This window comes from Micromonospora sp. M71_S20, assembly GCF_003664255.1.
Classification (GTDB): domain Bacteria; phylum Actinomycetota; class Actinomycetes; order Mycobacteriales; family Micromonosporaceae; genus Micromonospora.
In genome coordinates this window covers 2,492,886-2,517,080 of the sequence record NZ_RCCV01000001.1, presented here as the reverse complement: position 1 = coordinate 2,517,080, position 24,195 = coordinate 2,492,886, and the positions used below count along the sequence as shown (strand labels likewise).

Here is a 24,195-nt window from a genome sequence, read left to right as displayed (position 1 = left end):
CCTTGCCGGAACTGGTCATCACCGTCGCCCGGTTCGGGTTCCTCATCCTGCTGTGGATCTTCGTGTTCACCGTGGTCGGCGTGATCCGCCGGGACCTCTTCGCGGGCGCCCGGTCGGGCCGGCTGGTGGCCGCCCCCCGGGCCGTCGGCGCCTCGCTCGGGCAGGCGGCGAAGCCGACGAAGGCGAAGCGGGGCAGGGCGGCGCACCAGCTCGTGGTGACCGCCGGTCAGCTGGCGGGGACCCGGATCACCCTCGGCGAAGCGCAGATCACCATCGGCCGGGCGGAGGATTCCACCCTCGTCATCACCGACGACTACGCCTCGGCACGGCACGCCCGACTGGTGCCGCGCGACGGCCAGTGGTTCGTCGAGGACCTCGGCTCGACTAACGGCACCTACCTGGATCGCGCTAAGGTCACCGGACCAACCCCCGTCCCCCTCGGCGTGCCGATCCGGATCGGCCGCACTTCTCTCGAATTACGGCCATGACTCTGACCCTGCGCTATGCGGCCCACAGCGACCGCGGTCTGATCCGAGACGGTAATCAGGATTCCGTCTACGCCGGACCGCGGCTTCTCGCCGTCGCCGACGGCATGGGCGGCATGGCCGCCGGTGACGTCGCCAGCAACATCGTCATCGGTGCCATGGCGCCGCTCGACGAGGACGTCCCCGGTGACGCCCTCGTCGACGCGTTGCGTTCGGCCGTGGGCACCGCCAACCAGCAGCTCCGCGACACCGTGGACGCCAACCCCCAGCTGGAGGGGATGGGCACCACGCTCACCGCGACCCTCTTCTCCGGCAGCAAGCTGGGCATGGTCCACATCGGTGACTCGCGGGCCTACCTCCTGCGCAACGGCGAGTTCGCGCAGATCACCAAGGACGACACGTACGTCCAGATGCTCGTCGACGAGGGCCGCATCAGCGCCGAGGAGGCGAGCAGCCACCCCCAGCGCTCGCTGCTCACCCGGGCGCTCGACGGCCGCGACATCGACCCGGAATACAGCGTCCGCCAGGTGCTCCCCGGCGACCGCTACCTGATCTGCAGCGACGGCCTCTCGGGTGTGGTCAGCGCCGACACCATCGGCGAGACGATGCGTGAGTACACCGACCCGCAGCAGTGCGTCGAGCGGCTGGTGCAGCTCGCCCTGCGCGGCGGCGGCCCGGACAACATCACGGTGATCATCGCGGACGCCACCGACCAGGACATCGTCGAGGCGAGCCCGATCGTCGGCGGCGCCGCCGCCCGGGACCGGGGCATGGCGACCTCCGCCGACGTGTCCACGCCGGCCGCCCGCGCGTCCGCCCTCTCCGCGCCCCGCCCGCCCGTTCCCGAGGAGCCGGCGGCCGGTGCCGACGACGAGTCGGAGCGCCCGCGGCGTCGGCCGGTACGGGCCGCCGCGATCTCGGTGGCGTTGCTGGTGCTCGTCGGCGGCGCGGTCTTCGGCGGCTGGAGCTACACCCAGCGGCAGTACTACGTCGGCGCGACCGAGAACGGCCAGGTCGCGGTGTTCCGGGGCATCCAGGGCGAGATCGCCGGCATGGACCTGTCGACGGTGCACTCCACCAGCCCGGCGGACCTGGAGGACCTGACGCTGGCCGCCCAGGAGCAGGTCAAGCAGGGCATCCCGGCCAAGAGCGAGCCCGACGCCGAGCGTCGACTGGCCGAGCTGACCAGCGACGACCCGATGAACCCGAACCTGAAGCCCATCTGCCCGCCGAGCCCGAGTCCGAGCGCCGTGGCCGCCACCACCGCCCCGACGCCGACCACCGCCCCGGTGTCGCCCGCTCCGACCGTCAGCGCGAGTGTGAGCGCCCCGGTCAGCGGCCGGCCAAGCACGCCGGCCGCGCCGACCACCACGCCCGACGCCCCGCCCTCCGACACCGACTCGCCGGCGCTCGACCCCGCCGCGTGCCGGTCGCCGGAGTAGGCGCGGCTCGATCCGAGGACGTTCCGTGACCGCAGCGGCCATTCCGGCATCCTCGCCCGCCACCACGGGCGAGCAGCCCGGCGTACGCCTGGCCCGGTCCCGGCGCAACGCCGAGCTGTCGTTGCTGCTGGTCGCCATGGTGCTGGTGGCCGCGTACGGGGCGATGGTCGAGGCGAAGGTGCTCGACACCGTCACGGCCGACTTCTGGATGCCGGCCGCCGCGCTCACCGCCGTGTTCCTCGGCCTGCACCTGGTGATCCGGTTCCTGGCACCCTTCGCCGACCCGGCCCTGCTGCCGGCGGTCGCCCTGCTCAACGGGATCGGGGTCGGCTTCCTGCGCCGGCTCGACCTGGGCAGCGCGGCGCCCGCCGAGCGGGAGGACCTGGCCATCTTCGCCGGGACGGGCGGCCGGCAGCTGGCCTGGACGCTCGCCTCGGTCGTCCTCGCCGCCGGCCTGCTCGCCCTCATGCGCGACCACCGCTCGGTGTCCCGCTACGCGTACACGCTGGGGCTGGCCGGCATCGTGCTGGTCATGATTCCGGCGGTGCTGCCCAGCCGGTTCTCCGAGATCAACGGCGCGAAGCTGTGGGTCCGGGTCGGGGGCTTCTCCATCCAGCCGGGTGAGTTCGCCAAGCTGGCCCTGCTGGTCTTCTTCGCCTACTACCTGGTGCGCAAGCGCGAGGTGCTGTCGCTGGCGAGCCGCCGGTTCCTCGGCATCGACTTCCCCCGCGGGCGCGACCTCGGCCCGGTGGTCGTGGTCTGGCTGATCAGCGTCCTGGTCCTCGTCTTCGAGAAGGACCTCGGCACCTCGCTGCTCTACTTCGGCATGTTCGTGGTGACGCTCTACATCGCCACCGAACGGGTCAGTTGGCTGCTCATCGGTCTGGTGCTCTTCTTCGGCGGCGTCTACCTGGCGTACGTGCTCGGGGAAGTGGTCGGCGGGCCGTTCGCCAACTTCTACCTGCGCGCGCAGATCTGGCTGGACCCGTTCGCCGACCCGTACAACGACGGCTACCAACTCGTGCAGGGCCTGCTCGCGCTCGGCACGGGCGGCCTGTTCGGCGCGGGCCCCGGTGGTGGCCAGCCGGGCCTGCTGCCCGAGGTGCAGAACGACTTCATCTTCGCCGGCATCGGTGAGGAGATCGGGCTCTTCGGCCTGTCCGCGCTGCTCGTGGTCTACCTGCTGATCGTCGAGCGGGGGCTGCGGGCGGCGCTGGCGGTGCGGGACTCGTTCGGCAAGCTGCTGGCCGGCGGCCTGGCCTTCACCCTGGGGCTCCAGGTCTTCGTGATCGTCGGCGGGATCAGCAAGCTCATCCCGCTGACCGGCCAGACCACCCCGTTCCTCTCCGCCGGCGGTTCCTCGCTGATGGCGAACTGGCTGCTCATCGCGGTCCTGCTCCGGATCTCCGACGGCGCCCGCCGGCCCGTCACCGGCGCCGGCGGCAAGGCGGCCCGACCGTCCGGCGGCCCGCCGGAGCAGCTGCACGGTGCACCCACGGAGGTGATCAGGCCGTGAACGCACCCCTGCGCCGCGTCGGCATCGTCGTCATGGTTCTCTTCGGCCTGCTCTTCGCGAACCTGAACTGGATCCAGGCCTACAAGGCCGACGAGTACCGCACCAGCGACTACAACGGTCGGGTCCAGGTCGCCGAGTACGAGCGCCGGCGCGGCAACATCGAGGCCGGCGGCACCGCCTTCGCGCTCAGCAAGGAGACCGACGGCGAGCTGAAGTTCCAGCGCGCCTACCCGGGCGGGGCGAGGTACGCGCACGTGCTCGGCTACAAGCCGGTCAACCTCGCCGAGACCGGCATCGAGAAGTTCGAGAACGACTTCCTGGCCGGCACCAGCGACCAGCTCATCGCCAACCGGGTCAAGGACATGTTCACCGGTGACCAGTCCGGCGGCGGCAACGTGCTGCTCACGGTCTCCAAGGGCGCCCAGAACACCGCGTTTGAGCAGTTGCGGAACAACCGGGTCGACGCCGCCAAGGGCGCGGCGATCGCCGTCGACCCGCGTACCGGGGCGGTGCAGGCGCTGGTCTCGATGCCCAGCTTCGACCCCAACCCGCTGGTCAGCCACAACACCAACGAGGCCACGGCCGCGTACAACAAGCTGGAGCAGGACCCGGCGGGCCCGCTGAAGAACCGGGCCCTCGGCGAGGTGCTGCCCCCGGGCTCCACCTTCAAGATCGTGGTGGCCGCCGCGGCGCTGGAGAACGGCGTCGGGCAGCAGACGAGGATCCCGGCCGGGCCCAGCTGGACCCCGCCGACCTCGGGCACGCCGATCCGCAACGCGGCCCCGTCGATCTGCCCCGAGGACGAGGTGACCCTGATCAACGCGGTGACCGAGTCGTGCAACACGGGCTTCGCGCAGATGGGCGTACGGCTCGGCGCGGACAAGATCAAGGAGAAGGCGCGGCAGTTCGGCTTCGAGCAGGAGGACCTCTCCGTCGGCCACCTCAACGAGGGCGGCCACCCGGTGGCGGCGAGCCGGACCGGCAGCATGCAGAACGCCGACGGCGGGGCCGACCCGGCCGCGCTGGCCCAGTCCTCCATCGGGCAGCGCGACGTGCGGATGACCCCGCTCCAGGGCGCCATGATCGCCGCGTCGGTCGCCAACGGCGGCAGCCAGATGCGGCCGTACCTGGTCCGCCAACTGCTCGCCCCCGACCGCACCACCAGCTACTACACCGCCAAGCCCAAGGAGTTGCGGCAGCCGGTCAGCGGCCAGGTCGCCAACGACCTGCGCGACATGATGGTCAGCGTGGTCGAGAACGGTTCCGGCACCAACGCGCAGCTCAGGGGCTACACGGTCGGCGGCAAGACCGGCACCGCCCAGTCCGCGCCGGACCGGCCCGACCACGGCTGGTTCATCGGCTTCGCCCTGGACAAGAACGGCACGCCGGTCTCCGCGGTCTGCGTGGTGCTGGAGCAGGCCGGCCCCGGCGGCAGCGCCGAGGCGGCCCGGATCGCCGGGCAGATCATGCGCGCCGCCATCGCCGACCCCGGGGGCCGCTGACATGCTCAGCCCCGGGGTGCAGCTCGGCAACCGCTACCGCCTGGACGAGCGGATCGCCAGCGGCGGCATGGGCGACGTCTGGCGCGGCACCGACCAGGTGCTCGGCCGTACGGTCGCCGTCAAGAGCCTGCTCCCCGCGCTGCTCGACGACCCCGACTTCGCCGAGCGCTTCCGGGGCGAGGCCCGCACCATGGCCACGATCAACCACCCCGGCGTGGTCGACGTCTACGACTTCGGCAACGACCAGCAGATCGCCTTCCTGGTCATGGAGTACGTCGAGGGCGACGCGCTGTCGGCCAGCCTGTCCCGGGTCGGCCGGCTCACCCCGGCCCGCACGATGGCGCTCGTCGCCCAGGCCGCCGACGCGCTGCACGCGGCGCACGTGAAGGGCATCGTGCACCGGGACGTGAAGCCCGGCAACCTGCTGGTCCGGCCCAACGGCACCCTCGTGCTCACCGACTTCGGCATCGCCCGGTCGGAGCTGGTCGCCCAGCTCACCGCGGCCGGCTCGGTGCTCGGCACCGCCTCGTACATCTCCCCGGAGCAGGCCACCGGCGGGGTCGCCACCCCCGCGTCCGACGTCTACGCGCTCGGCGTGGTGGCCTACCAGTGCCTCGCCGGCCGCCGCCCGTTCGAGGGCGACAACCCCCTCGAGATCGCCATGCGGCACGTCCGCGAGGCCCCCCGCCCCCTGCCCGCCGACATCCCGCCGCAGGTCCGGGCGGTGGTCGAGCGGGCCCTGGCGAAGGACCCGGCCGCACGCTGGCCGAGCGCCGCCACGCTGGCGGGGGTGGCCCGTCAGCTCAAGGCCCAGCTCTCCCAGCAGGCCCGGGCCGCCGGCCAGCCCATCTCCGCCGCCCCGGCGTCGCCGGCCGCCCCGCCCGGCCGCGCCCAGGTGCCGCCGCCGCGCCCGCCGGTGTCGCCCCACCGGCCGCCGAACGTCGCCGCGCAGCCGCCGCGTCCGCCCATGACGGCCCACCGGCCGCCCGCGGCGAACCCCCGGCCGGCCGCCACGCCGCACCGCCCCACCACGGTCGCGCCCGCCGCGTCGGTCCACCACCCGCAGATGGCACCGAACGGCTACCCGCGCGGCGCGGCGCCCGTGCCGCAGGCCCGCCCGATGCCGTACGCGGGACACGCCGTCCCGCCGGCGCACCAGCCGGGCGGGCAGCGGTCCCGGTCCGGGATGGTGTTTCTCGCCATCCTCGTGGCCGTACTGGTCCTCGTCTGCTCCGGCGTGATTTCCTACAGCCTGCGGGAGGGCACGAAGTCGGGTGCGGCCACCTCGCGGACGGTGACGTCCGGCGCGCTGTGGCCCGACGGACGCGACGATCCGACCGGAACGTCGTACCGTCGACAGGAACTGCCCCGGTCGGGCAGCGACGAGACGACGAGCGAAGGACGACAGACGCGATGACAGCGCAGGCCCGCCTGCTCGGTGGCAGGTACCAGGTCGGCGAGCTGCTCGGCTACGGCGGTATGGCCGAGGTGCACCGCGGTCGCGATCTCCGGCTCGGTCGGGATGTCGCGATCAAGATGCTCCGCACCGACCTCGCCCGGGACGCCACCTTCCAGATGCGGTTCCGCAGGGAGGCGCAGAACGCCGCGTCCCTCAACCACCCGGCGATCGTCGCGGTCTACGACACCGGCGAGGAGACCGCGCCCACCGGCGAGACCCTGCCGTTCATCGTGATGGAGTTCGTCAACGGGCGGACCCTCAAGGAGGTGCTGGGCGTCGAGGGGCGGCTCCAGCCGCGCCGGGCGCTGGAGATCTGCGCCGACATGTGCGCGGCCCTGGAGTTCAGCCACCGGCACGGCATCATCCACCGCGACATCAAGCCCGGCAACGTGATGCTGACCCAGACCGGCCAGGTCAAGGTGATGGACTTCGGCATCGCGCGGGCGCTGGCCAGCGGCGCCACCACCATGACGCAGACCAGTGCGGTCATCGGTACGGCGCAGTACCTCTCGCCCGAGCAGGCGCGCGGCGAGGCGGTCGACGCCCGCTCCGACGTCTACGCCGCCGGCTGCGTGCTCTTCGAGCTGGTCTGCGGGCATCCCCCGTTCGTCGGCGACAGCCCGGTCAGCGTGGCCTACCAGCACGTGCGGGAGGCGCCCCCGACCCCGAGCGACATCAACCCGGACGTCAACCCCGCGGTCGACGCGATCGTGCTCAAGGCGCTGTCGAAGAACCCCCTCAACCGCTACCAGAGCGCCGGCGAGATGCGGGCCGACCTGCTCCGCGCGGCTGCCGGCCGCCCGGTGATGGCGACCCCCGTGCTGCCGCAGGAGGAGACGACGCAGCTCGCCCCGGCCGGCGCCGGTTATGCGGGCGCCCCCGGCGCCCCGCAGACCCGGCAGATGCCGGCCCGGGTCGGCGACCCGCGGCGGCGTAAGGCGTCCTCCTGGCTGATCGCGACGTTCGCCGCGGTGGGCGTCCTCGCGGTGATCGCCCTCGCCGCCGCCCTGCTGAGTCAGCGCGACGGCGACGACCGGACCACGGTCCCCACGGTGACCGGCCTGACCCAGCAGGAGGCGTTCGCCCGGATCGAGCAGGCGAACCTGGTGCCCAAGGAGGGCGACCAGGTCTTCGGCACCTGCCAGAAGGGCCAGGTCGTCAACCAGGATCCGCCTGCCAACTCACCCCTGGAGGCGAACCGCGACGTCGTCGTCCGGGTCTGCGGCGGCGTGGAGATGAAGACCATCCCGACGGACCTCGTCGGTTCCACCTACGAGGGCGCGAAGAAGCGGCTGGAGGAAGCCGGCTTCAAGGTGGATAAGAAGGAGAAGGACAACGCCGAGAAGGAGGGCATCGTCCTCGAGGTGTCGCCCGAGCCGGGCAAGCAGGTCGCCGCGAAGAGCACGGTCACCCTCACCGTCTCCAGGGGCAATGTCGGCAAGGTGCCCAACGTGGTCGGCTCCAGCGAGGACGACGCCAAGGAGGAGCTGGACGAGGCGGGCTACGACGTCAACGTCAAGCAGGGCCGCGAGGTGCCGCCGGACGAGGCCGGCCAGGTCACCTCGCAGACCCCGCAGGCCGGCAGCAACCTCGCGAGGGGCAAGACCGTGACGATCGTGGTCACCGTGCCGCAGGCCGAGCCGACGCCCACCGACTCCGCGAGCCCGACGCCCAGCACCACGCCGACCACTCCGGGAGACGGCGGCGGTGGCGGCTTCCCGTTCCCGACCACTCCGCCGACCCGGCTGCCCGAGCGCTGACCCCCTCGTGAGAGCGGGGGACCCGGCTGGGCGGCGTCCTGTGGATGCCGCCGGTCAGGGTCCTTCTGTTGCCGCCGGGCGGTGCCCTCGGGCTGTCGGCGACGACGATCGGCCGGCGACAGGCGCGGCGGAGCGGACGAACCGGTGGCGGCGACGCCTGATCCGCGCGGCGGTCCTGGGCCTGGTGGCGCTGCTCCTGGCCAGCCTTCCCTGGCTCTGGACGACGACCTCCGCCCGCGGCCACCTGTACGGCGAGGCCGACGCGCCGGCCGCCGATGTCGTGATCGTCCTGGGCACCGCCGTGGCGGCGGACGGCCGTCAACCGGGTGACCGGCTCACCGGCCGCCTGGAGACCGCCGCCGCGCTGGTGACCAGCGGGCGGGCCCGGGTCGTCCTCGTGTCGGGCGACGGGGGCGGCGCGTCAGGCGACGAGACGGCGGCGATGACGGCCCACCTGACCGAGCGGCTCGGCGTCGATGCGCGTCGAGTGGTGGCGGACCCGTACGGCCTGGACACCTACGACACCTGCGCCCGGGCGCGCGACGTGTACGGCGTCGAACGCGCCCTGATCGTGACCCAGTCCTACCACCTGTCCCGCGCGGTGACGCTGTGCCGGCACCTCGGCCTCGACGTCGAGGGGGTGGCCGCCCGCTGTGCCGGCTGCGGGACCGCCCTGCTCGTCGGCAAGGCGGTCCGGGACTACTTCGCCAGCAGCAAGGCGGCATGGGACGCGGTCCGAGGCAGGCCGCCCGCGGTCAGCTCGCCCGCGGACCCGGCGATCCAGGACGCCCTGAAGAGCTGACCGTGCGGTGGGTGGGCGCAGGACCCCATGCCGGCCTCAGACATTCCGTGACGAGTACCGACGATCCGATCCGCGCGGCCCGTCAGGTGGTGGCGAAGGCGGCGCGGCGGCGCGCGTCCACCTCGGCAGCCAGCGCCGGGGCCCGCTCCAGCGCCTCCGGGTGACCGCAGGCGGCGAGCCAGTTTGCCAACATCAGGTGACCGCCCTCGGTCAGCACCGACTCCGGGTGGAACTGGACGCCCTCGATTGGCAGCGTACGGTGCCGCATCGCCATCACCACCCCGGAACCCGTCCAGCCCGTGACCTCCAGTTCCTCGGGCAGCGTCTCGGGCAGCATGGCGAGCGAGTGGTAGCGGGTGGCGGTGAACGGGTCCGGCAGGCCGGCGAGCACCCCGACATCGCGGTGGCGGACCTCGGAGGTCTTGCCGTGCAGCAGCTCGGGGGCGCGGGTCACGGTGGCGCCGAAGGCCTCGCCGATCGCCTGGTGGCCCAGGCAGACGCCGAAGATCGGCAGCTCGCCTCCGTACGCGCGGACGACGTCGAGGCAGATGCCGGCGCGGTCGGGGCTGCCGGGGCCGGGCGAGAGCAGGATGCCGGCCGCGCCGACCCTGCCCACCTCGGCGACCTCGATCTCGTCATTGCGCCGGACCTCACAGTCCACGCCGAGCTGGCCGAGGTACTGCACCAGGTTGAAGACGAACGAGTCGTAGTTGTCGATCACCAGGACACGCATCAGGGGCTCACTCGTCCGGAGAGGGAGGCGGGGTGTTGTTCTCGTCGGTGTCGTACGGCAGCTCGTGCTCGTCGCCGGGCGGGGCGTCCTCGCCCTCCCCGCCGCCCGGCACCGAGTCGCCGCCGGGGTCGCCGGAATCCTGGGTGACCTGCACGTCGTCGAAGGGCAGCAGGGGCTCTGCCCACGGGAACACCACGTACCAGAGCAGGGCCACCATCGCGCTGGTGATCAGCAGGCTGCCGACGAGCTTGCCGGGCAGCCCGAAGGGGAGCTTGCGCCAGATCCAGCCGTACACCGTCAGGCCCCCAGTTCCGCCGGGCGCCCCGCCGACTTCGGCTGGCTGCGTGCCAGCTCGGCGTGGATGATCAGGCGTTGGTAGTTGTCGAACTTCGGGTTGCAGGTGGTCAGGGTGAGCATTGACTTGGTCGGCTTCTGCCCGGGCTTGCCCGGCACGGGCGCCACGACCTCGACCTGGGTGGGCTTCACGATCCGGCTCTGGGTCACCTTGTAGACGTGCCAGTCGGTCTTGCCCTCCACCACGATGGCGTCCCCGTCGTTCAGCTCGTCGAGCCGCCAGAAGGTGGCCCGGTTGCGGTGCCCGGCGACGGAGAAGTTGCCGACCTGGCCCGGCAGGGCGCTGGAGGGATAGTGGCCCGGCGCGTACCGGATGTCCTTCTGGGTGACGCCCTCGACGACGACCCAGTTCTTGTCGAGCTTGGGGATGTAGAGCCCGGCGATGGGCTTGCCCTGCACGGGCGGCTTCGGCTTGGTGGACGCGCTGGCCGACGGCGCCACCGTCGGGTCGCCCTCGGGGCCCCACGCCTGCGCCAGTTGCTGGCTGAGGTCGGTCTGGTGGGCGTCGACGATCGCCGACTTGCCCCAGACCTCGTAGCCGGCGAAGAGCAGCACCACCAGGCCGAAGGTGATCAGCAGTTCGCCGCTGACCCGGATGCCGGTACGCAGCCGGGATCCCAGTGACGGCCGGGTGAGCTCCGAGTAGACGCTCTTGTAGCCCTCGCCGGTCTGCTCCGGGCGGAGCTGGACCACCCGCTCGCCCCGGCGTGGCCGAGGCTGCTCGGCGGGAGTGTCCGAGCCCTCCGGCTCGTCCGTCTTCGGGGGACGCGGTACCGCGCCCATCAGGGCGGTCGACTCGACGAGTGCGGCCTGGGCGGTCGGCGTACGCCCGGAGACGGCCGGGATCAGGGCGGTGGCCCCGGGATCGACATCGCGGCCCGGGCCGGCCGGGGAGACCGGGGTCGACGGGCCGTTGGCCGACGCGCCCACCTTGGGGATGAAGGCGGTCGGCGCGTCGGCGGGCGGCCGGCCTTCCCGGGCGACGGCCCGATCGACCGGCGGACGGACCGATTGCTCGCCGGCCGGCCCGGCGGCTGCGGTCCCGCCCGGCAGCCGGAGGTCGTCGGACGGCGACGCGGGGTGCGGTGGGGCAGCCGGCCGGACCGGGCCGGCACCGGACCACGGCGGCGACCCGCCGGCACCGGGCCGGGCGGACGGGCCGGAGTCGGCCGGGCCGGGGCGGCGGAGGTCGGCGGGGCCCGGCCGATCGAAGCCCACAGGGCCGGCCCGGTGGGAGTCACCGGCTCCACGCCGGTCGAAGTCGGCGGCCCGGGAACGGTCGGCGTCAGCGGCCCGGGAACGGTCGGAGTCGGCCGGGCCGGCGTTGCGGAGTTCGGCGGGCCCGGGACGGTCGAAGTCAGCGGGCCGGTCGAAGCCCGAGGGCGCCGGGCGGTCGAGGTCGCCGGACCGACGCCGGTCGAAGCCGGACCCGTGTCGCTCGAAGTCCGGTCCGCGCCGGTCGAAGTCGGACCCCTGCCGGTCGAAGTCCGACCCGCGTCGGTCGAAGCCGGACTCGTGCCGGTCGAAGTCGGCGGGCCTCGGGCGGCCGAAATCCGTGGGCTCCTCGCGGCCGGGACCGGCGTGGCCGGGGCGGCCGGGGTCGGCAGGGCCGCGCCGCTCGGGGCCGGCGGAGCCGGGGCGTCCGAAGTTGGCGGGCCAGGGACGGCCGAGGTCCGCCGGACCGGGGCGGCCGGGCTCGGTGGGCCGGGCCGGGCCGCCGGCGGGGCGGGCCTGGTCGGCGCGCGGCGGGAAATGGCCGGGGTTCGCGGGACGGCCGGGCTCCGGCGTCGGGCGGGCGGGGTCGGGCACGGCGCGCGACCACCCGGCGGAGGGGCCGGCGGCCGGGTCGGGCCCGTGCGGCGGACGGGGAGCCGGGGAGCGGGGCGGGAGCGTGGGTTCCGGCCAGGCGCCGGCGGGGCGGGCCGGGGTGGGCCCCGGCCGGTCGACCTTGGGCAGGAAGGCGGTCGGCCCGTCGCCCTCGTCGCGGTGACGGCCGTCGCGGTCCTCGGACCAGTCGTCCGGTATGCCGTTCACCGGGGCACCGTCGCCGAGCGCAGCGTGGTCGAGTCCTCGAACGCCGGCACGGTCACCGTGGAGACGGTCTCCTTGTAACCGAGCTTGTAGTCGTCGACCAGGTCCCTGAACAACCGGACTCCCTGTGAGTCGGCGAGGGCCTGCCGTAGGGCAGCCGGATCGCCGATTGCTACGATCTTGAATGGTGGGGAGTACACCCGGCCGTGCAGCAGCAGGGTGTTACCCACGCAGCGTACCGCGCTGGTCGACAGCACGCGGACGTTCATGATGGACATGGCCTCGGCGCCTCCCGCCCAGAGGGCGTTCACCACCGCCTGCACGTCCCCCTGGTGGACGACCAGGTCGTCGTTGGTGGCCCCGGCGGGCAGCGTGCCGTCGTTGCGCCGGGGCGCGTCGTCGAGCTCCACCGTCACCCCGGGCCCCGCGAGCGCGGTGAAGCCGGCGTCGTCGCGGCTGGCGGCGGCCCGGTCCTGCTGTTCCCTGATCGGGCCGTCCGAGCTGGCCAGGGCGCTCGTGCGGCCCTCGACCTCGTCGCGCAGGTCGGCCGCACGCCGCTCGCTGGCCGCCACCTCCGCGCGCCGGTCCTCGATCAACTGGTTGAGCTGGGGTCGGCGGTCCTCGCGCAGGGCGGTGCCGCCGGCGGTGGTGGCCGTGGTGGTGAAGAGCAGCCCGGCCGCGGCGGCGATCAGCGGCACCCCGATCGACCAGCCCGGTCGTCGCTGCCGTGGGCGCCGAGGCAGCAGCCCGGCGACCGCCCGCCGGAGCACCTTCTGCCAGGAGGCCGCGCCGGATGTGTACTCCACCGAGCGTTCCTTCCCCGTCGTCTGGTTCAGCCCGCGCAGGCGCGAGCCGCCGCGGCGACCCGAACAGTCCCGCCTTTTTCGGTCACTCCGTGCACTGGCCTCGCCCCATTCGTGGATTGGACGGGCCTTCGGGACTACGCTAGCTGTCGAACATTATTGGCCATGGACCGTCGCCCCCGCGCCCGGTTGTCAGGCCGGACGAGGTCGTAACCCCTCTGGAGAGCGTCGTGCCCAAGTCTCAGGTTCGCAAGAAGAAGGTGTACACCCCGCCGACGGACGTCCGTCCGACGGCGACGGCGGCGACGCGCAAGCCTAGCCCGGTGTGGCTCCCGGTCTCGGCGGTCGCCCTCATCGTTTTCGGCATCGGCTGGCTGGTGGTCTACTACCTCTCCGAGCAGGAGTACCCGGTCATGTCGTGGGGTTACTGGAACCTCGCGGTGGGCTTCGGCGCCATGGTCGCCTCACTGATCCTGCTCTCCCGCTGGCGCTGAGCGTCCTGCTCTCCCGCTGGCGCTGAGCGTCCTGCTCTCCCGCCGGCGCTGAGCGCCGCGCCCCGCCGCCGGCCCGGCGGCGGGGTGGTCCGGGCGCGGTCGCCCTGCCGTCGTCGCTGTCCGGCCTGCGGGCCGGCGGCGTGGCAATCCATGTCACTCGGTGGAGCCCCTGCCCGGCGGTTGCGGTGCGTTCGCCCTAAGGTGTGCGCAGGGCGGCGCGGCCCGGTGCGAGATGACTCACGTTACTCCTGGGTAACCTTGCGCGTAGGCTGCACTGCATGACCGAGCGGAGCGAGGTCATCGACCGGTCCGGTCGAGGGTGCGGCGGCGGCTCGCCGATCGTGCCCTGACCCGGGCCCCGGTCGCCGAGCCGCTCGACAGGCAGCAGACCGGGGAGGCCAACTCGATGGGCAGCGTCCAGATCGTCACCACGATCCTCGCGTTCGCCATCACCGCCGTGGCGGTGTGGCTTGCGGTACGCGCGGTCATGAAGATGGTGGCCGTCATCCGGCTGGGTCAGCCGGACCCGACCCGCTTCGGCGACAAGGGCACCCGCACGAAGACGATGCTGGCCGAGACCGCCGGCCACACCCGCATGCTCCGCTGGAGCGTGGTGGGTGCGGCGCACTGGTTCGTGATGGTCGGCTTCATCGTGCTGTCGCTGCTGGTGCTGGAGGCGTACTTCGAGGTCGTCTCCCCGACCGGCGGGCTGCCCCTGGTCGGCAACTGGGCGATCTACGGGCTGGTCACCGAGTGGCTCGCGATCCTGGGCCTCGTCAGCATCCTGGTGCTGATCGCGATCCGGCTCCGCAACCGGCCCACCCGGCCGGGCGGGAAGTCCCGGTTCACCGGCTCGACCATGTGGCAGGGCTACTTCGTCGAGGGCATCATCCTCGCCGTACTGATCATGGGCTTCGTCATCCGGGGCTTCAAGGTCGCCACCGACCACTTCGAGTACCCGGTCTGGGCCGCCCCGCTCAGCCACGCCGTCGGCGGAGTGCTGCCGAACTGGGAGGCCGGCGTCAGCATCGCCGCGCTCGTCAAGATCGCCATCTCGATGACCTGGCTCATCGTGATCGCGCTGAACGTCACCATGGGCGTCGCCTGGCACCGCTTCCTGGCCTTCTTCAACATCTTCTTCAAGCGTGACCCGGGCGCCAACGTCTCCGGCCTCGGCGCCCTGCGCCCGATGACGAGCCAGGGCAAGCCGCTGGACTTCGAGGAGGCCGACCCCGAGTCCGACCAGTTCGGTGTCGCCCAGGTCGAGCAGTTCACCTGGAAGGGTCTGCTGGACTTCAGCACCTGCACCGAGTGCGGCCGCTGCCAGTCGCAGTGCCCGGCCTGGAACACCGGCAAGCCGCTGTCGCCGAAGCTGCTGGTGCTCAGCCTGCGCGACCACGCGTACGCGAAGGCGCCGTACCTGCTGGCCGGCGGCGGCAAGGACCTGACCGGCGAGGAGAAGGCCACCGCCGCCCAGCTCGCCCACATGGACGTGCTGGCGCTGGCCGAGGCCGAGAAGCCGCTGATCGGCACCGCCGAGGAAGGCGGCATCATCGACCCGGACGTGCTCTGGTCCTGCACCACCTGCGGTGCCTGCGTCGAGCAGTGCCCCGTCGACATCGAGCACGTCGACCACATCGTCGACATGCGCCGCTACCAGGTGCTCATCGAGTCGAGCTTCCCGTCGGAGGCCGGCGTGATGCTGCGCAACCTGGAAAACAAGGGCAACCCGTGGGGCGCCCCGCAGAACACCCGCGAGGACTGGACCAAGGGCCTGGACTTCGAGGTGCCGCGGGTCGGCGAGGTCGACGACTTCGAGTACCTCTTCTGGGTCGGCTGCGCCGGCGCCTTCGAGGACCGGGCCAAGAAGACCACCCGGGCGGTCGCCACGCTGCTCAACGAGGCGGGCGTGAAGTTCGCGATCCTCGGCGAGGGCGAGACCTGCTCCGGCGACCCGGCCCGCCGCATCGGCAACGAGTTCGTCTTCCAGATGCTCGCCCAGCAGAACGTCGAGACCCTCAACGAGGCGTTCGAGGGCCGGGAGAAGAGCAAGCGGAAGATCGTCGCCACCTGCCCGCACTGCTTCAACACCCTCGGCAACGAGTACGGCCAGCTCGGCGGCGAGTTCGAGGTGGTCCACCACACCCAGCTCCTGGCGCACCTGGTCGCCACCGGCAAGCTCACCCCGGTGCAGCCGGTCGACGGCGGCGTGACCTACCACGACCCCTGCTACCTGGGCCGGCACAACCGGGTCTTCGCCCCGCCGCGCGAGGTGCTGGGGTCCGCCATCTCCGGCGGAGCCGGTGCTGGCCAGGATGGTGCAGCCATCGAATCCGGCGCAGGCCGCGCCAGCGGCCTTATCGAGATGCCCCGCAACAGCGAGCGCTCCTTCTGCTGCGGCGCCGGCGGCGCCCGGATGTGGATGGAGGAGAAGATCGGCAAGCGGATCAACGTGGACCGGGTCGAGGAGGCCATGTCCACCGGGGCGAAGACGGTCGCCGTCGGCTGCCCGTTCTGCTCGACGATGCTCAACGACGGGGTGAACGGCAAGGGTGCCGGGGAGCAGGTCGAGGTCGTCGACGTGGCCAGCGTGCTGCTCCGGTCGGTCAAGCCCGAGCAGGCGCCGGGCGGCACCGACACCGAGCGGTTGCCGGTCGCCGGCTGACGCGTACCCCCTGCGACGCCCGACGGCGGCGGCACCTCCCGGTGCCGCCGCCGTCGTCGTTCAGGAGGTCGTGGTGGTCACGATGACGGCCGTGGCCGCCGTGGTGGTGGCGATCAGCACGGCGGCCTGGGTCTCCTCGATGGCCTTGCGCGTGGCGGCGGACGCCCAGTCGCCGGCGGCGATCTCGGCCAGTCGCCGCTTGACCCGCTCCTTCGGCAGCTCCGCGAAGAGCTTGCGGTCCAGGCCGACGGCCCGGGCGAGGCCGATGAGCGCGGCCGTCCGCCCGTCCACCGGCCCGTCCGCGGCCACGGCGGCAACCATCCGCTGCCGGGCCTGCGTCTCCACCGCCGGCTCCGCGCCGGTGGTGGACGGATAGCGGGTACGCGGGAAGACCCACAGCACCTTGTCCGAGTCGCGGCGGAGCACGCCGGCGGTGACCAGCCCGTCCAGCACCTGCTCGGGCAGGTCCTTGGCGAGCCGGCTGATCCAGTCGTTCGGCTTGCGCCGCTTCGGATCGGTGGCGATCCGCGTCAGCGCGTCGTCGAGCTGCCGCTGCCCGACGGGGGCCTGGTCGGTCACCACCAGCCGGTCGTCGGCGATCTCGACCCGACCGGCGAGCGTCAGCTCCAGCAGCAGGGCGCCGGCCAGGCCGTAGTCGAGGGTGGGCCGGCCGAGCCGGTTGGCGCCCGCGTCGTCGTAGCCGAGCAGGGCGAGTTCGTGGGCGAGCGTGAGCGGGGCCATGCCCCGACGGTAGCCGGGACCTGCGGGCCCGGCAGATCTTCCACCCGTGACCGGGGTCGCCGCCCGTGCGAGAATCGCGCCGAGGTGAGACGACCATCGATGGCCTGCTGCTGACCACGCTGCTGCCCCTGGTCGGCTTCGTGCTGCTGACCGGCGGCAACGCGTTCTTCGTCGCGGCCGAGTTCGCCCTGGTCACGGTGGACCGACCCGAGATCGAGCGGCGGGCGGCCGCGGGCGACGGCCGGGCCGCGACCGTACACCGGGCGCTGCGGGAACTCTCCTTCCAGCTCTCCGGGGCGCAGCTCGGCATCACGCTCACCGCGCTGCTCACGGGCTACCTGGCCGAGCCCGCCCTGGCCCGCCTCTTCACCCCGCTGCTGCGGCCGGTCGCCGGGGACGCCGCCGGCCGGTTCACCCCGTTCCTCGCCCTGGCCCTGGCCACCCTGCTCTCGATGCTCTTCGGCGAACTGGTGCCGAAGAACCTCGCGCTGGCCCGGCCGATGCCCACCGCCCTCGCCACCGCGGGCCCGATGCGCGCCTTCTCCCGCGCCTTCGGCTGGCTGATCCGGGCGCTGAACGACTCGGCGAACCGCCTGGTCCGGCTGCTGGGCGTGGAGCCGCAGGAGGAGCTGGCCAGCGCCCGCTCGCCGGAGGAGCTGGGGCTGCTGGCGGCCATCTCGGCGCGGGCCGGGGCGCTGCCGCCGGACACCGCCATGCTGCTGCGCCGCACCATCCGGTTCGGCGACAAGCGGGCCGCCGAGGCGATGACCCCGCGGGTCGACGTCGTCGCGCTGCGGGCCACCGCCACCGTGGCGGAGCTGCTGGCGCTGTCCCGCCGGACCGGGCGGACCCGGTTCCCGGTGTACGAGGAGACCCTCGACTTGGTGACCGGCGTCGCCGGGGTGCCGGACGCGCTGGGCGTGCCACTGGCCCTGCGCGGCTCGACCACGGTCGGGTCGGTCGCCCGCGAACCGGTGTACGTGCCGGAGAGCCTGGACCTCGACGGCGTGCTGGCCGCGCTCGGCAGCGCGGGTGCCGACCTCGCCATCGTCGTCGACGAGTACGGCGGCACCGACGGCGTGGTCACCACGGAGGACCTCGTGGAGGAACTGGTCGGGGAGATCGCCGACGAGTTCGACCCGGACGCGGTGGACGACGTGGACGCGGCCGGGCTGAGGGTGCCGGGCGGGGAGCGGACGGTCCTCGTCGACGGGGTGCTGCGCTCCGACGAGCTGGCGGAGCAGACCGGCTTCCGGCTGCCCGAGGGGCCGTACGAGACGCTCGCCGGGTTCCTGATGGCCCGGCTGGGGCACATCCCGCTGGCGGGCGAGACGGTCGACGAGTCGGGCTTCGAGTTCACCGTCGTGGAGGTCGAGCGGCACCGGATCGAGCAGGTCCGGGTGCTCCGTCCCGAGGAGCCGGACGGCGATGCCTGAGCTGTTGGTCACCGTCGCGCTGCTGCTCGGCAACGCGTTCTTCGTGGGCAGCGAGTTCGCGCTGATCGCGTCCCGGCGCACGGTGGTCGAGCCGTTGGCGGCCGGCTCGAAGCGGGCCCGCTGGGCGTTGTCGGCGATGAACCAGATCCCGCTGATGATCGCCGGGGCGCAGCTCGGCATCACCGTCTGCTCGCTGGGGCTGGGCGCGATCGCCGAGCCCGCCCTCGCGCACCTGCTGGAGCCGGCGTTCCGCGCGGCGCGGCTGCCGGAGGGGGTGGTCCACCCGGTGGCCTTCGTACTCGCCCTCGGGGTGGTGGTCTTCCTGCACACCGTGGTCGGCGAGATGGTGCCGAAGAACATCACCCTGGCCGGGCCGGAGCCGTCGGCGCTCTGGCTGGGGCCGGCGATGCTGGCGTTCTGCCTGGCCACCAAGCCGCTGCTGGTGGCGATGAAGTGGGCGTCCCGCCGGGTGCTGGGACTGTGGCGGGTCGAGGCCACCGAGGCCGTGAAGACGGTCTTCACCGCCGAGGAGCTGGCCGGGCTGGTGGCGCAGGCGCGTACGGAGGGGCTGCTCGACGCGGAGGAGCACGTCCGGATCACGGGTGCGCTCGCGTTGCACAGCCGGACCGCCGCCGACGCCCTGCAACCGTGGTCCACGGTGACCACCGTGGCCGAGGACGTCTCGCCCGCCTCGCTGGAGGTGCTGGCCACCCGGACGGGCCGGTCCCGCTTCCCCGTGGTGCAGCGCTCCACCCGCCGGGTGCTCGGCTTCGTGCACGTCAAGGACGTGCTCGGGTACGCGGGCGCGAGCCGGCGGGCCCCCGTGCCGGCGGACGTGTACCGGCCGTTGGCGGTGGTGCCGCCGGACCGTACGCTCGCCGACCTGCTGCTGTCGATGCGCCGGGAGCGGCGGCACATGGTGCTGGTCAGCGACGGCCGCCGCCCGCTCGGGGTGGTCACGCTCGACGACGTACTGACCGCGATCGTTGGCAGGCGGGCCGACACCCTTGGTACGCAAGCGGTTGCGCAGGCGTGAAGTGGCGCTCGGTCGCCTTGATTCCGCTGCCGGCCTTCCCTAATGTTGGGCACCGGCCGCTGTGGGTCGTCTGTCTCGCCCCTCTTCCCTCGCGCGAGGCGCCAAGCGGCCGGGTTGCAAAAGGAGTCGGTGCCGGTGGCAACCATGCCCCCTCATCGTCACGCACCGGGACGGTCTGCTCGTCCGGGTGGCCTGCGTAGGGTCGCCCACCGTCTGCTCACCCTGGTCGCCGCGGCGGCGGTCGGCGCCGGCATGCTGGCCGCGCCCGCCCACGCCGAGCCCTCGGTCGACGAGATCGAGGCCGCGATCGACAAGAAGTGGGAGCAGCTCGAGCCCACCATCGAGCAGTACAACAAGGTGCGGGCGCAGCTGAAGGTCAACCGCAAGAAGTCGGAGGACCTGCAGAAGAAGATCCAGCCGTTGGCGCTGGAGAGCGAGCTGGCGATGGACCGGGTCGGTGACCTGGCTTCCCGCTACTACATCTCCGGCCCGTCCCACGAGATCGGCGCGCTGCTGGTCAGCGCCAAGCCCGACACGCTGACCGAGCAGCTGACCCTGCTGGACCGGTTGGCCGCGCAGGAGCGCAAGCAGCTCGAGGGCGTGACCAAGGTCCGCGAGAAGTACGACGCCGAGAAGCAGAAGCTCGACACGCTCATCACCACCCAGACGAAGCAGCAGAACGACCTGGCGGCGAAGAAGAAGCAGATCGACTCCGACATCAAGAAGCTCGAGGCGTCGCTGCCGGTCACCACCGTCAAGACGGAGAAGTGCCCGACCATCAACGGCGTGGTCAGCGACGCGGCCCGGACCGCGATCCGCACGGCCTGCGCCCAGGTCGGCGACCCGTACGTCTGGGGTGCCACCGGCCCGAACTCGTTCGACTGCTCCGGCCTGACCCAGTACGCCTACAAGGCGGCGGGGATCCACCTGACGCACTTCACGGGTGCGCAGTGGAACGAGGGCAAGGCCATCCCGCGCTCCGAGGCGCGCCCCGGCGACCTGGTCTTCTTCAAGTCCGATCTGAGTCACGTCGGCCTCTACCTCGGCAACGACAAGATGGTGCACGCGCCCCGGGCCGGCAAGCCGGTCAACGTCTCCAGCATCAACACCATGCCGGTGGCCGGGTTCCGCAGGCCCGGCTGATCCGTACCGCGCAACGAGAGGGCCCCCGGTCGGATCGACCGGGGGCCCTCGTCGTGCGGATGGATCAGCGGGGCGCGCCCAGCGGGGACGGCACCACGTTCACGTCGTTCAGGTTGACGTACATGATCCGGTGACCGAACTGGACCTGCACGTACTTGTTGTCGCCCCGGACGACCGTCCGGTCGTGGGGGGCGGAGCCGTCGAACGTGGTGGCCCGGTAGTACTCGCCGGGGAGCAGGTTGCCGACGGCGTACCGCTGGCCGGCCGAGAGGGTGTACTGCAGCGGCGAGATCGTCTGGTACGGCACGCCCTCCGGGTACGCGGCCTGCTCCGGGTAGGCCCGGCCGTACACCGGAATGGTGGCCTTACCGGCCTTCGGGGTCACCACGAGCCCGACGGACCACTTCGCCGTCGGCTTGGCGGCGGGGTTGTGGAACCACCCCTTCTGGCCGAGGTACCAGATCGCGGTCCAGTCGCCCTGCACCTCGGCCAGCGCGTACGTCTGTCCGGCCGAGACCCGGGCGCCGTGGTCGGAGACGTACGTGGTGTTCGGGGTGCCGTCGGGTCGCAGCGCGATGTCGTTGAGCAGCGGCGCGTCGTGGCTCGGCGCGTTGTGCAGGAACAGCGCCGAGGAGCCGCGCAGCGGGCAGGGGGCGGTCGCCGGGGGCGGGTTCGGCACGCCCGGAGGCTGCCGGTTGCAGCCGGTGAAGGGCGGCTGGTTGGTGGCGAAGTCCGGGTCGATGGTGACCAGCCCGGTGCGGTGCGTGCCGGTCGAGAAGAACGGCGCCTTGAGCAGGTCGAAGTAGTGCGACCAGTTCCAGTACGGTCCCGGGTCCCAGTGCATGCCGCGCACGTTCGCGGCGATGGTGCCGGGGACGTTGTCGTGCCCGATGATGTGGTTGCGGTCCAGCGGGATGTTGTACGCCCGAGCCAGGTGGCGGACCAGCTTGGCCGAGGTGCGGTACATCGCCTCGGTGTACCAGGTGCCGTGCCCGGCGAAGCCCTCGTGCTCCAGGCCGATGGACTTGGAGTTCACGTACCAGTTGCCGGCGTGCCAGCCGACGTCCTTGGTCTTGATGTGCTGGGCGATGTGCCCGTCCACCGAGCGCAGGGTGTAGTGCCAGCCCACCCGCTTCGGGTCCTTCACCAGGTTGACGCTGGGACCGAAGTAGCCCTCGGTGTCGTGGATGACGATGTACTCGATCTTCTGCTGCGCGGGCCGGTTCCCCAGGTCGTGGTTGCCGTAGTCGCCCAGCGTGGGGCCGTACTGCTGGTAGGGGGCCGGGATCCACTCGCAGGAGATGTCGCTCGGGCACTCCAGCCCGTCGGGCCGGGTGAGCTTGCGCAGGCGCAGCCGGTCCAGCCAGGAGCGGTCCGGCTGGATCGCGCGGCCGGCCAGCGTGACCCGCTGCCCGTCGTCGGTCACCCGGCTGTCGCCCGTGGCGATGGTGGCGTACACCTCGTTGGCGAAGGCCGCCGCGGCGTCGGCGCTGTCCGCGCCGGAGTACCGGGCCACCGCGCCGTACCAGGCCGCCGGGTCGGTGTCGGCGCCGACCGGGGCGCCGATCTCCTTCTGGTACGCGGCCAGCAGCGCCGCGCCGCCCCGGATGTTCGCCGTGACGTCCGTCCGCAGCGCCTCCTCGCTGGCGCCGGTCAGGTCGGCGGCGGCGTCGACGGTCCGGAGTGCGGCCTCGGCGGGCGGCGGAGCGGCCGGCGGCTCGTGGGCCTCGGCCAGGGACGGGCGGGAGTCGTCGCCGCGCGGGTCCTCGGTGCCCTCGTCGTGGTGCGTGCCGCCGGACATGGCGGCGACGTGCTCGGCGTCGGTGAGGTGCATCGGTCCGTAGCCGCCGCTGGTGCTCGGCGTGCCGGCGTTGGTGTCCCAGCGGGACTGCAGGTAGGAGACCCCGAGCAGGACGCTCTCCGGCACGCCGTACTCGGCCGCCGCGGCGGCGTACTGCTGCTGCCGGTCGTCCACCGGCGCTGCTGCGGCGGCGGATCCGGCGGCGGTGAGCGGCGTCGCCGCCATGGCGGCGGCCACGGCGGCGGCCAGCAGGACGCGTCTGCTCCTCGATGTCGCTGACAGGTGCATCAGACCCCCAGTTCGGACGGGCGAAGTTGGGGCCACCTTCGCCCCGCCCGCCGCCTCTGGTCAATACCTTTCCGTCAGACACTTCAAAAGGAAGGAAATCTTCGTCGCCCGGGTTGCGGATCCGCCCGGCCCGGGTGGGTACGGAGTGTCACTGCCCGCAGGGTTGCGGATCGATAACGGTCGTCTCTACTCTGGTCATTCGTCGGCCGGTGACAATCCGTCCAACCAGGGCGGTGACGGTCCGACACCGCCGAGTCGCTGAAGAGCGAGCCGGGGACCCAGGTTCCCCGGGGTGAATCCGCAGTCCTGCGGTAGGGCGCCCCTTCCCGCCCGAACCCGTCAGCTAACCCGGTAGGCGGTCCGGAAGAAGGAGTACGAAGCCCGGTGGCACACCATGCCCCGCGGCCACCGTCGACCCGGTCGGCCCTCGCCGACCCGGTGACGGCTGCGCCGCGCCCACGCTGGTACCGCTGCACCACCGCCCTCGCCGCCCTGGCCGCGTTCGCCGTCGTCCTGGCCGGCGGCGCCACGGCGGCCCATGCCGAACCGACGGTCGCCGAGATCGAGCGGCAGATCGACGAGGACTGGAACAAGCTCGAACCGGTCATCGAACGGCACAACGCCACCCGGCAGGACCTGGCCGCCAGGCGGAAGCAGGCCGACGCGCTCGCCGCGCAGATCGGGCCGCTGGAGAAGCAGGTCGACCAGGCGATGGCGGGCGCCGAGGGGCCGAACTCGTACGACTGCTCCGGCCTGATGCTCGCCGCCTGGGCGAAGGCCGGGGTCTCGCTGCCGCACAACGCCGCGCAGCAGCGCCGGGCCACCGCGACCGTCAGCCGGGGCGAGCTGCGCCCGGGTGACCTGGTCTTCTACTACAGCGACCTGCACCACGTCGGCATGTACGTCGGCGGGGGCTGGGTGGTGCACGCCTCCCGCGCCGGGGTGCCGATCAAGATGAAGAAGGTCGACGACGGCCCGATCCACAGCTACGGCCGGCCCGGCTGAGCCGGCGGGACGGGCCCTCTCCCGACGCCTCCCGTGCGGGAGGCGGGTCCGTCCCGGCCCGCTACGTGAGTCAGCGGGTCGGCCAGGTGCGCCAGTGCTGCCAGGAGCGGCTCGGGGTCGGCCCGCGCTGTCCCTGGTAGCGCGAGCCGTAGACGGCCGAGCCGTACGGGTGCTGGGCCGGCGACGAGAGCCGGAAGATGCAGAGCTGCCCGATCTTCATGCCCGGCCAGAGGGTGATCGGCAGGTTGGCCACGTTGGACAGTTCGAGGGTCACGTGACCGGAGAAGCCCGGGTCGATGAAGCCCGCCGTGGAGTGGGTGAGCAGGCCGAGCCGGCCCAGTGAGCTCTTCCCTTCGAGGCGGCCGGCGAGCTGGTCGCCGAGCGTGATCACCTCCAGCGTCGAGGCGAGCACGAACTCGCCCGGATGCAGCACGTACGGCTCGCCCTCCGGCACCTCGACCATCGACGTGAGGTCGTCCTGCTGCTGGGCGGGGTCGATGTGGGTGTAGAGGTGGTTGTTGAAGACCCGGAAGAGCTTGTCCAGGCGTACGTCGATGCTGGACGGTTGCACCAGCGCGGGCTCGAACGGCTCCAGCGCGAGCGTGCCCGCCTCGATCTCGGAGGCCAGGTCGCGGTCGGAGAGCAGCATCCGCACACCTTAGCGAGCGATGCGCGTGACCTGCGTGTCGGAGTGCATGT

At 72.6% G+C, this 24,195-nt stretch carries 20 protein-coding genes and 1 riboswitch; of the genes, 13 read left to right on the top strand and 7 right to left on the bottom strand.

Translation table 11 applies throughout. The features are described from left to right. Positions 1–2 precede the first annotated feature (2 nt). The 7 genes from DER29_RS11450 to DER29_RS11420 all read left to right on the top strand — a co-directional run bounded on the left by DER29_RS11450 (position 3) and on the right by DER29_RS11420 (position 8,966). Positions 3–488 carry an FHA domain-containing protein gene (locus tag DER29_RS11450; RefSeq protein WP_121397334.1) on the top strand — a complete coding sequence of 162 codons (486 nt, stop codon included), beginning with the start codon at positions 3–5 and terminating at the stop codon, positions 486–488. Beyond that, positions 485–1,927: a PP2C family serine/threonine-protein phosphatase gene (locus tag DER29_RS11445; protein WP_121397333.1), complete on the top strand. Its 1,443-nt coding sequence runs from the start codon at positions 485–487 to the stop codon at positions 1,925–1,927. Before DER29_RS11450 ends, DER29_RS11445 begins: the two co-directional genes overlap by 4 nt. 25 nt (positions 1,928–1,952) lie before the next feature. Beyond that, positions 1,953–3,443: an FtsW/RodA/SpoVE family cell cycle protein gene (locus DER29_RS11440; protein WP_121397332.1), complete on the top strand. Its 1,491-nt coding sequence runs from the start codon at positions 1,953–1,955 to the stop codon at positions 3,441–3,443. Further along, positions 3,440–4,945, top strand: coding sequence for a penicillin-binding protein 2 (locus DER29_RS11435; protein WP_121397331.1), 1,506 nt, complete (start codon positions 3,440–3,442; stop codon positions 4,943–4,945). The genes DER29_RS11440 and DER29_RS11435 overlap by 4 nt, the downstream gene beginning before the upstream one ends. Position 4,946: 1 nt before the next feature. After that, complete coding sequence (locus DER29_RS11430; protein ID WP_121397330.1) at positions 4,947–6,362, top strand: serine/threonine-protein kinase; 1,416 nt, start codon at positions 4,947–4,949, stop codon at positions 6,360–6,362. After that, entirely contained in the window at positions 6,359–8,164 is a 1,806-nt protein-coding gene (pknB, locus tag DER29_RS11425; RefSeq protein WP_121397329.1) for a Stk1 family PASTA domain-containing Ser/Thr kinase, read from the top strand. Before DER29_RS11430 ends, pknB begins: the two co-directional genes overlap by 4 nt. Before the next feature lie 184 nt (positions 8,165–8,348). Then, positions 8,349–8,966 (top strand): vancomycin high temperature exclusion protein, encoded by a 618-nt coding sequence (locus DER29_RS11420; protein WP_233599719.1) that lies wholly within the window; start codon positions 8,349–8,351, stop codon positions 8,964–8,966. An 82-nt stretch (positions 8,967–9,048) separates the two neighbouring features. On the opposite strand, the gene DER29_RS11415 is transcribed toward DER29_RS11420, so the two are convergent. From DER29_RS11415 to DER29_RS11400, 4 genes are read right to left on the bottom strand one after another with little or no spacing between them, the layout of a single operon-like run. Next, on the bottom strand, positions 9,049–9,699 hold the full coding sequence (locus DER29_RS11415) for an aminodeoxychorismate/anthranilate synthase component II (protein ID WP_121397328.1): 651 nt from the start codon (positions 9,697–9,699) through the stop codon (positions 9,049–9,051). A gap of 7 nt (positions 9,700–9,706) precedes the next feature. Beyond that, the gene (locus tag DER29_RS11410) at positions 9,707–9,994 is read right to left on the bottom strand and encodes a hypothetical protein (RefSeq protein WP_121397327.1); all 288 of its coding nucleotides are present in this window, start codon (positions 9,992–9,994) and stop codon (positions 9,707–9,709) included. A 2-nt stretch (positions 9,995–9,996) separates the two neighbouring features. Beyond that, positions 9,997–12,087 carry a class E sortase gene (locus tag DER29_RS35165; RefSeq protein WP_233599718.1) on the bottom strand — a complete coding sequence of 697 codons (2,091 nt, stop codon included), beginning with the start codon at positions 12,085–12,087 and terminating at the stop codon, positions 9,997–9,999. Next, complete coding sequence (locus DER29_RS11400) at positions 12,084–12,890, bottom strand: DUF881 domain-containing protein (protein WP_121397326.1); 807 nt, start codon at positions 12,888–12,890, stop codon at positions 12,084–12,086. The genes DER29_RS35165 and DER29_RS11400 overlap by 4 nt, the downstream gene beginning before the upstream one ends. A gap of 227 nt (positions 12,891–13,117) precedes the next feature. On the opposite strand from DER29_RS11400, the gene DER29_RS11395 reads away from it, so the two are divergent. Together DER29_RS11395 and DER29_RS11390 are read left to right on the top strand one after the other, a co-directional pair. Continuing rightward, entirely contained in the window at positions 13,118–13,381 is a 264-nt protein-coding gene (locus DER29_RS11395; protein WP_121397325.1) for a cell division protein CrgA, read from the top strand. Positions 13,382–13,787: 406 nt separating this feature from the next. After that, the gene (locus DER29_RS11390; protein WP_121399148.1) at positions 13,788–16,046 is read left to right on the top strand and encodes a (Fe-S)-binding protein; all 2,259 of its coding nucleotides are present in this window, start codon (positions 13,788–13,790) and stop codon (positions 16,044–16,046) included. A 60-nt stretch (positions 16,047–16,106) separates the two neighbouring features. Here DER29_RS11390 and DER29_RS11385 read toward each other — a convergent pair whose 3' ends face one another. Next, the gene (locus tag DER29_RS11385; RefSeq protein WP_121397324.1) at positions 16,107–16,787 is read right to left on the bottom strand and encodes a GPP34 family phosphoprotein; all 681 of its coding nucleotides are present in this window, start codon (positions 16,785–16,787) and stop codon (positions 16,107–16,109) included. A 122-nt stretch (positions 16,788–16,909) separates the two neighbouring features. On the opposite strand from DER29_RS11385, the gene DER29_RS11380 reads away from it, so the two are divergent. From DER29_RS11380 to DER29_RS11370, 3 genes are all read left to right on the top strand, one after another. Further along, positions 16,910–18,223: a hemolysin family protein gene (locus DER29_RS11380; RefSeq protein ID WP_121399147.1), complete on the top strand. Its 1,314-nt coding sequence runs from the start codon at positions 16,910–16,912 to the stop codon at positions 18,221–18,223. After that, positions 18,216–19,259 carry a hemolysin family protein gene (locus DER29_RS11375; RefSeq protein ID WP_121397323.1) on the top strand — a complete coding sequence of 348 codons (1,044 nt, stop codon included), beginning with the start codon at positions 18,216–18,218 and terminating at the stop codon, positions 19,257–19,259. Before DER29_RS11380 ends, DER29_RS11375 begins: the two co-directional genes overlap by 8 nt. Positions 19,260–19,403: 144 nt before the next feature. After that, positions 19,404–20,402 (top strand): NlpC/P60 family protein, encoded by a 999-nt coding sequence (locus DER29_RS11370; RefSeq protein WP_121397322.1) that lies wholly within the window; start codon positions 19,404–19,406, stop codon positions 20,400–20,402. A 64-nt stretch (positions 20,403–20,466) separates the two neighbouring features. On the opposite strand, the gene DER29_RS11365 is transcribed toward DER29_RS11370, so the two are convergent. Further along, entirely contained in the window at positions 20,467–22,491 is a 2,025-nt protein-coding gene (locus DER29_RS11365) for an N-acetylmuramoyl-L-alanine amidase (protein WP_121397321.1), read from the bottom strand. A 238-nt stretch (positions 22,492–22,729) separates the two neighbouring features. Further along, positions 22,730–22,863, top strand: a riboswitch (cyclic di-AMP (ydaO/yuaA leader). 12 nt (positions 22,864–22,875) lie between these two features. Here DER29_RS11365 and DER29_RS11360 point away from each other — a divergent pair. Beyond that, positions 22,876–23,496: a C40 family peptidase gene (locus DER29_RS11360; protein ID WP_121397320.1), complete on the top strand. Its 621-nt coding sequence runs from the start codon at positions 22,876–22,878 to the stop codon at positions 23,494–23,496. A 70-nt stretch (positions 23,497–23,566) separates the two neighbouring features. On the opposite strand, the gene dcd is transcribed toward DER29_RS11360, so the two are convergent. Further along, positions 23,567–24,145: a dCTP deaminase gene (gene dcd, locus DER29_RS11355; protein WP_121397319.1), complete on the bottom strand. Its 579-nt coding sequence runs from the start codon at positions 24,143–24,145 to the stop codon at positions 23,567–23,569. Between the last annotated feature and the right edge of the window lie 50 nt (positions 24,146–24,195).

Coding starts and splice junctions, on each gene's coding strand:
- DER29_RS11445 (WP_121397333.1), top strand. CDS start 485: ATGACTCTGACCCTGCGCTATGCGGCCCACAGCGACCGCGGTCTGATC.
- DER29_RS11430 (WP_121397330.1), top strand. CDS start 4,947: ATGCTCAGCCCCGGGGTGCAGCTCGGCAACCGCTACCGCCTGGACGAG.
- pknB (WP_121397329.1), top strand. CDS start 6,359: ATGACAGCGCAGGCCCGCCTGCTCGGTGGCAGGTACCAGGTCGGCGAG.
- DER29_RS11415 (WP_121397328.1), bottom strand. CDS start 9,699: ATGCGTGTCCTGGTGATCGACAACTACGACTCGTTCGTCTTCAACCTG.
- DER29_RS11390 (WP_121399148.1), top strand. CDS start 13,788: ATGGGCAGCGTCCAGATCGTCACCACGATCCTCGCGTTCGCCATCACC.
- DER29_RS11385 (WP_121397324.1), bottom strand. CDS start 16,787: ATGGCCCCGCTCACGCTCGCCCACGAACTCGCCCTGCTCGGCTACGAC.
- DER29_RS11375 (WP_121397323.1), top strand. CDS start 18,216: ATGCCTGAGCTGTTGGTCACCGTCGCGCTGCTGCTCGGCAACGCGTTC.
- DER29_RS11370 (WP_121397322.1), top strand. CDS start 19,404: ATGCCCCCTCATCGTCACGCACCGGGACGGTCTGCTCGTCCGGGTGGC.
- DER29_RS11365 (WP_121397321.1), bottom strand. CDS start 22,491: ATGCACCTGTCAGCGACATCGAGGAGCAGACGCGTCCTGCTGGCCGCC.
- dcd (WP_121397319.1), bottom strand. CDS start 24,145: ATGCTGCTCTCCGACCGCGACCTGGCCTCCGAGATCGAGGCGGGCACG.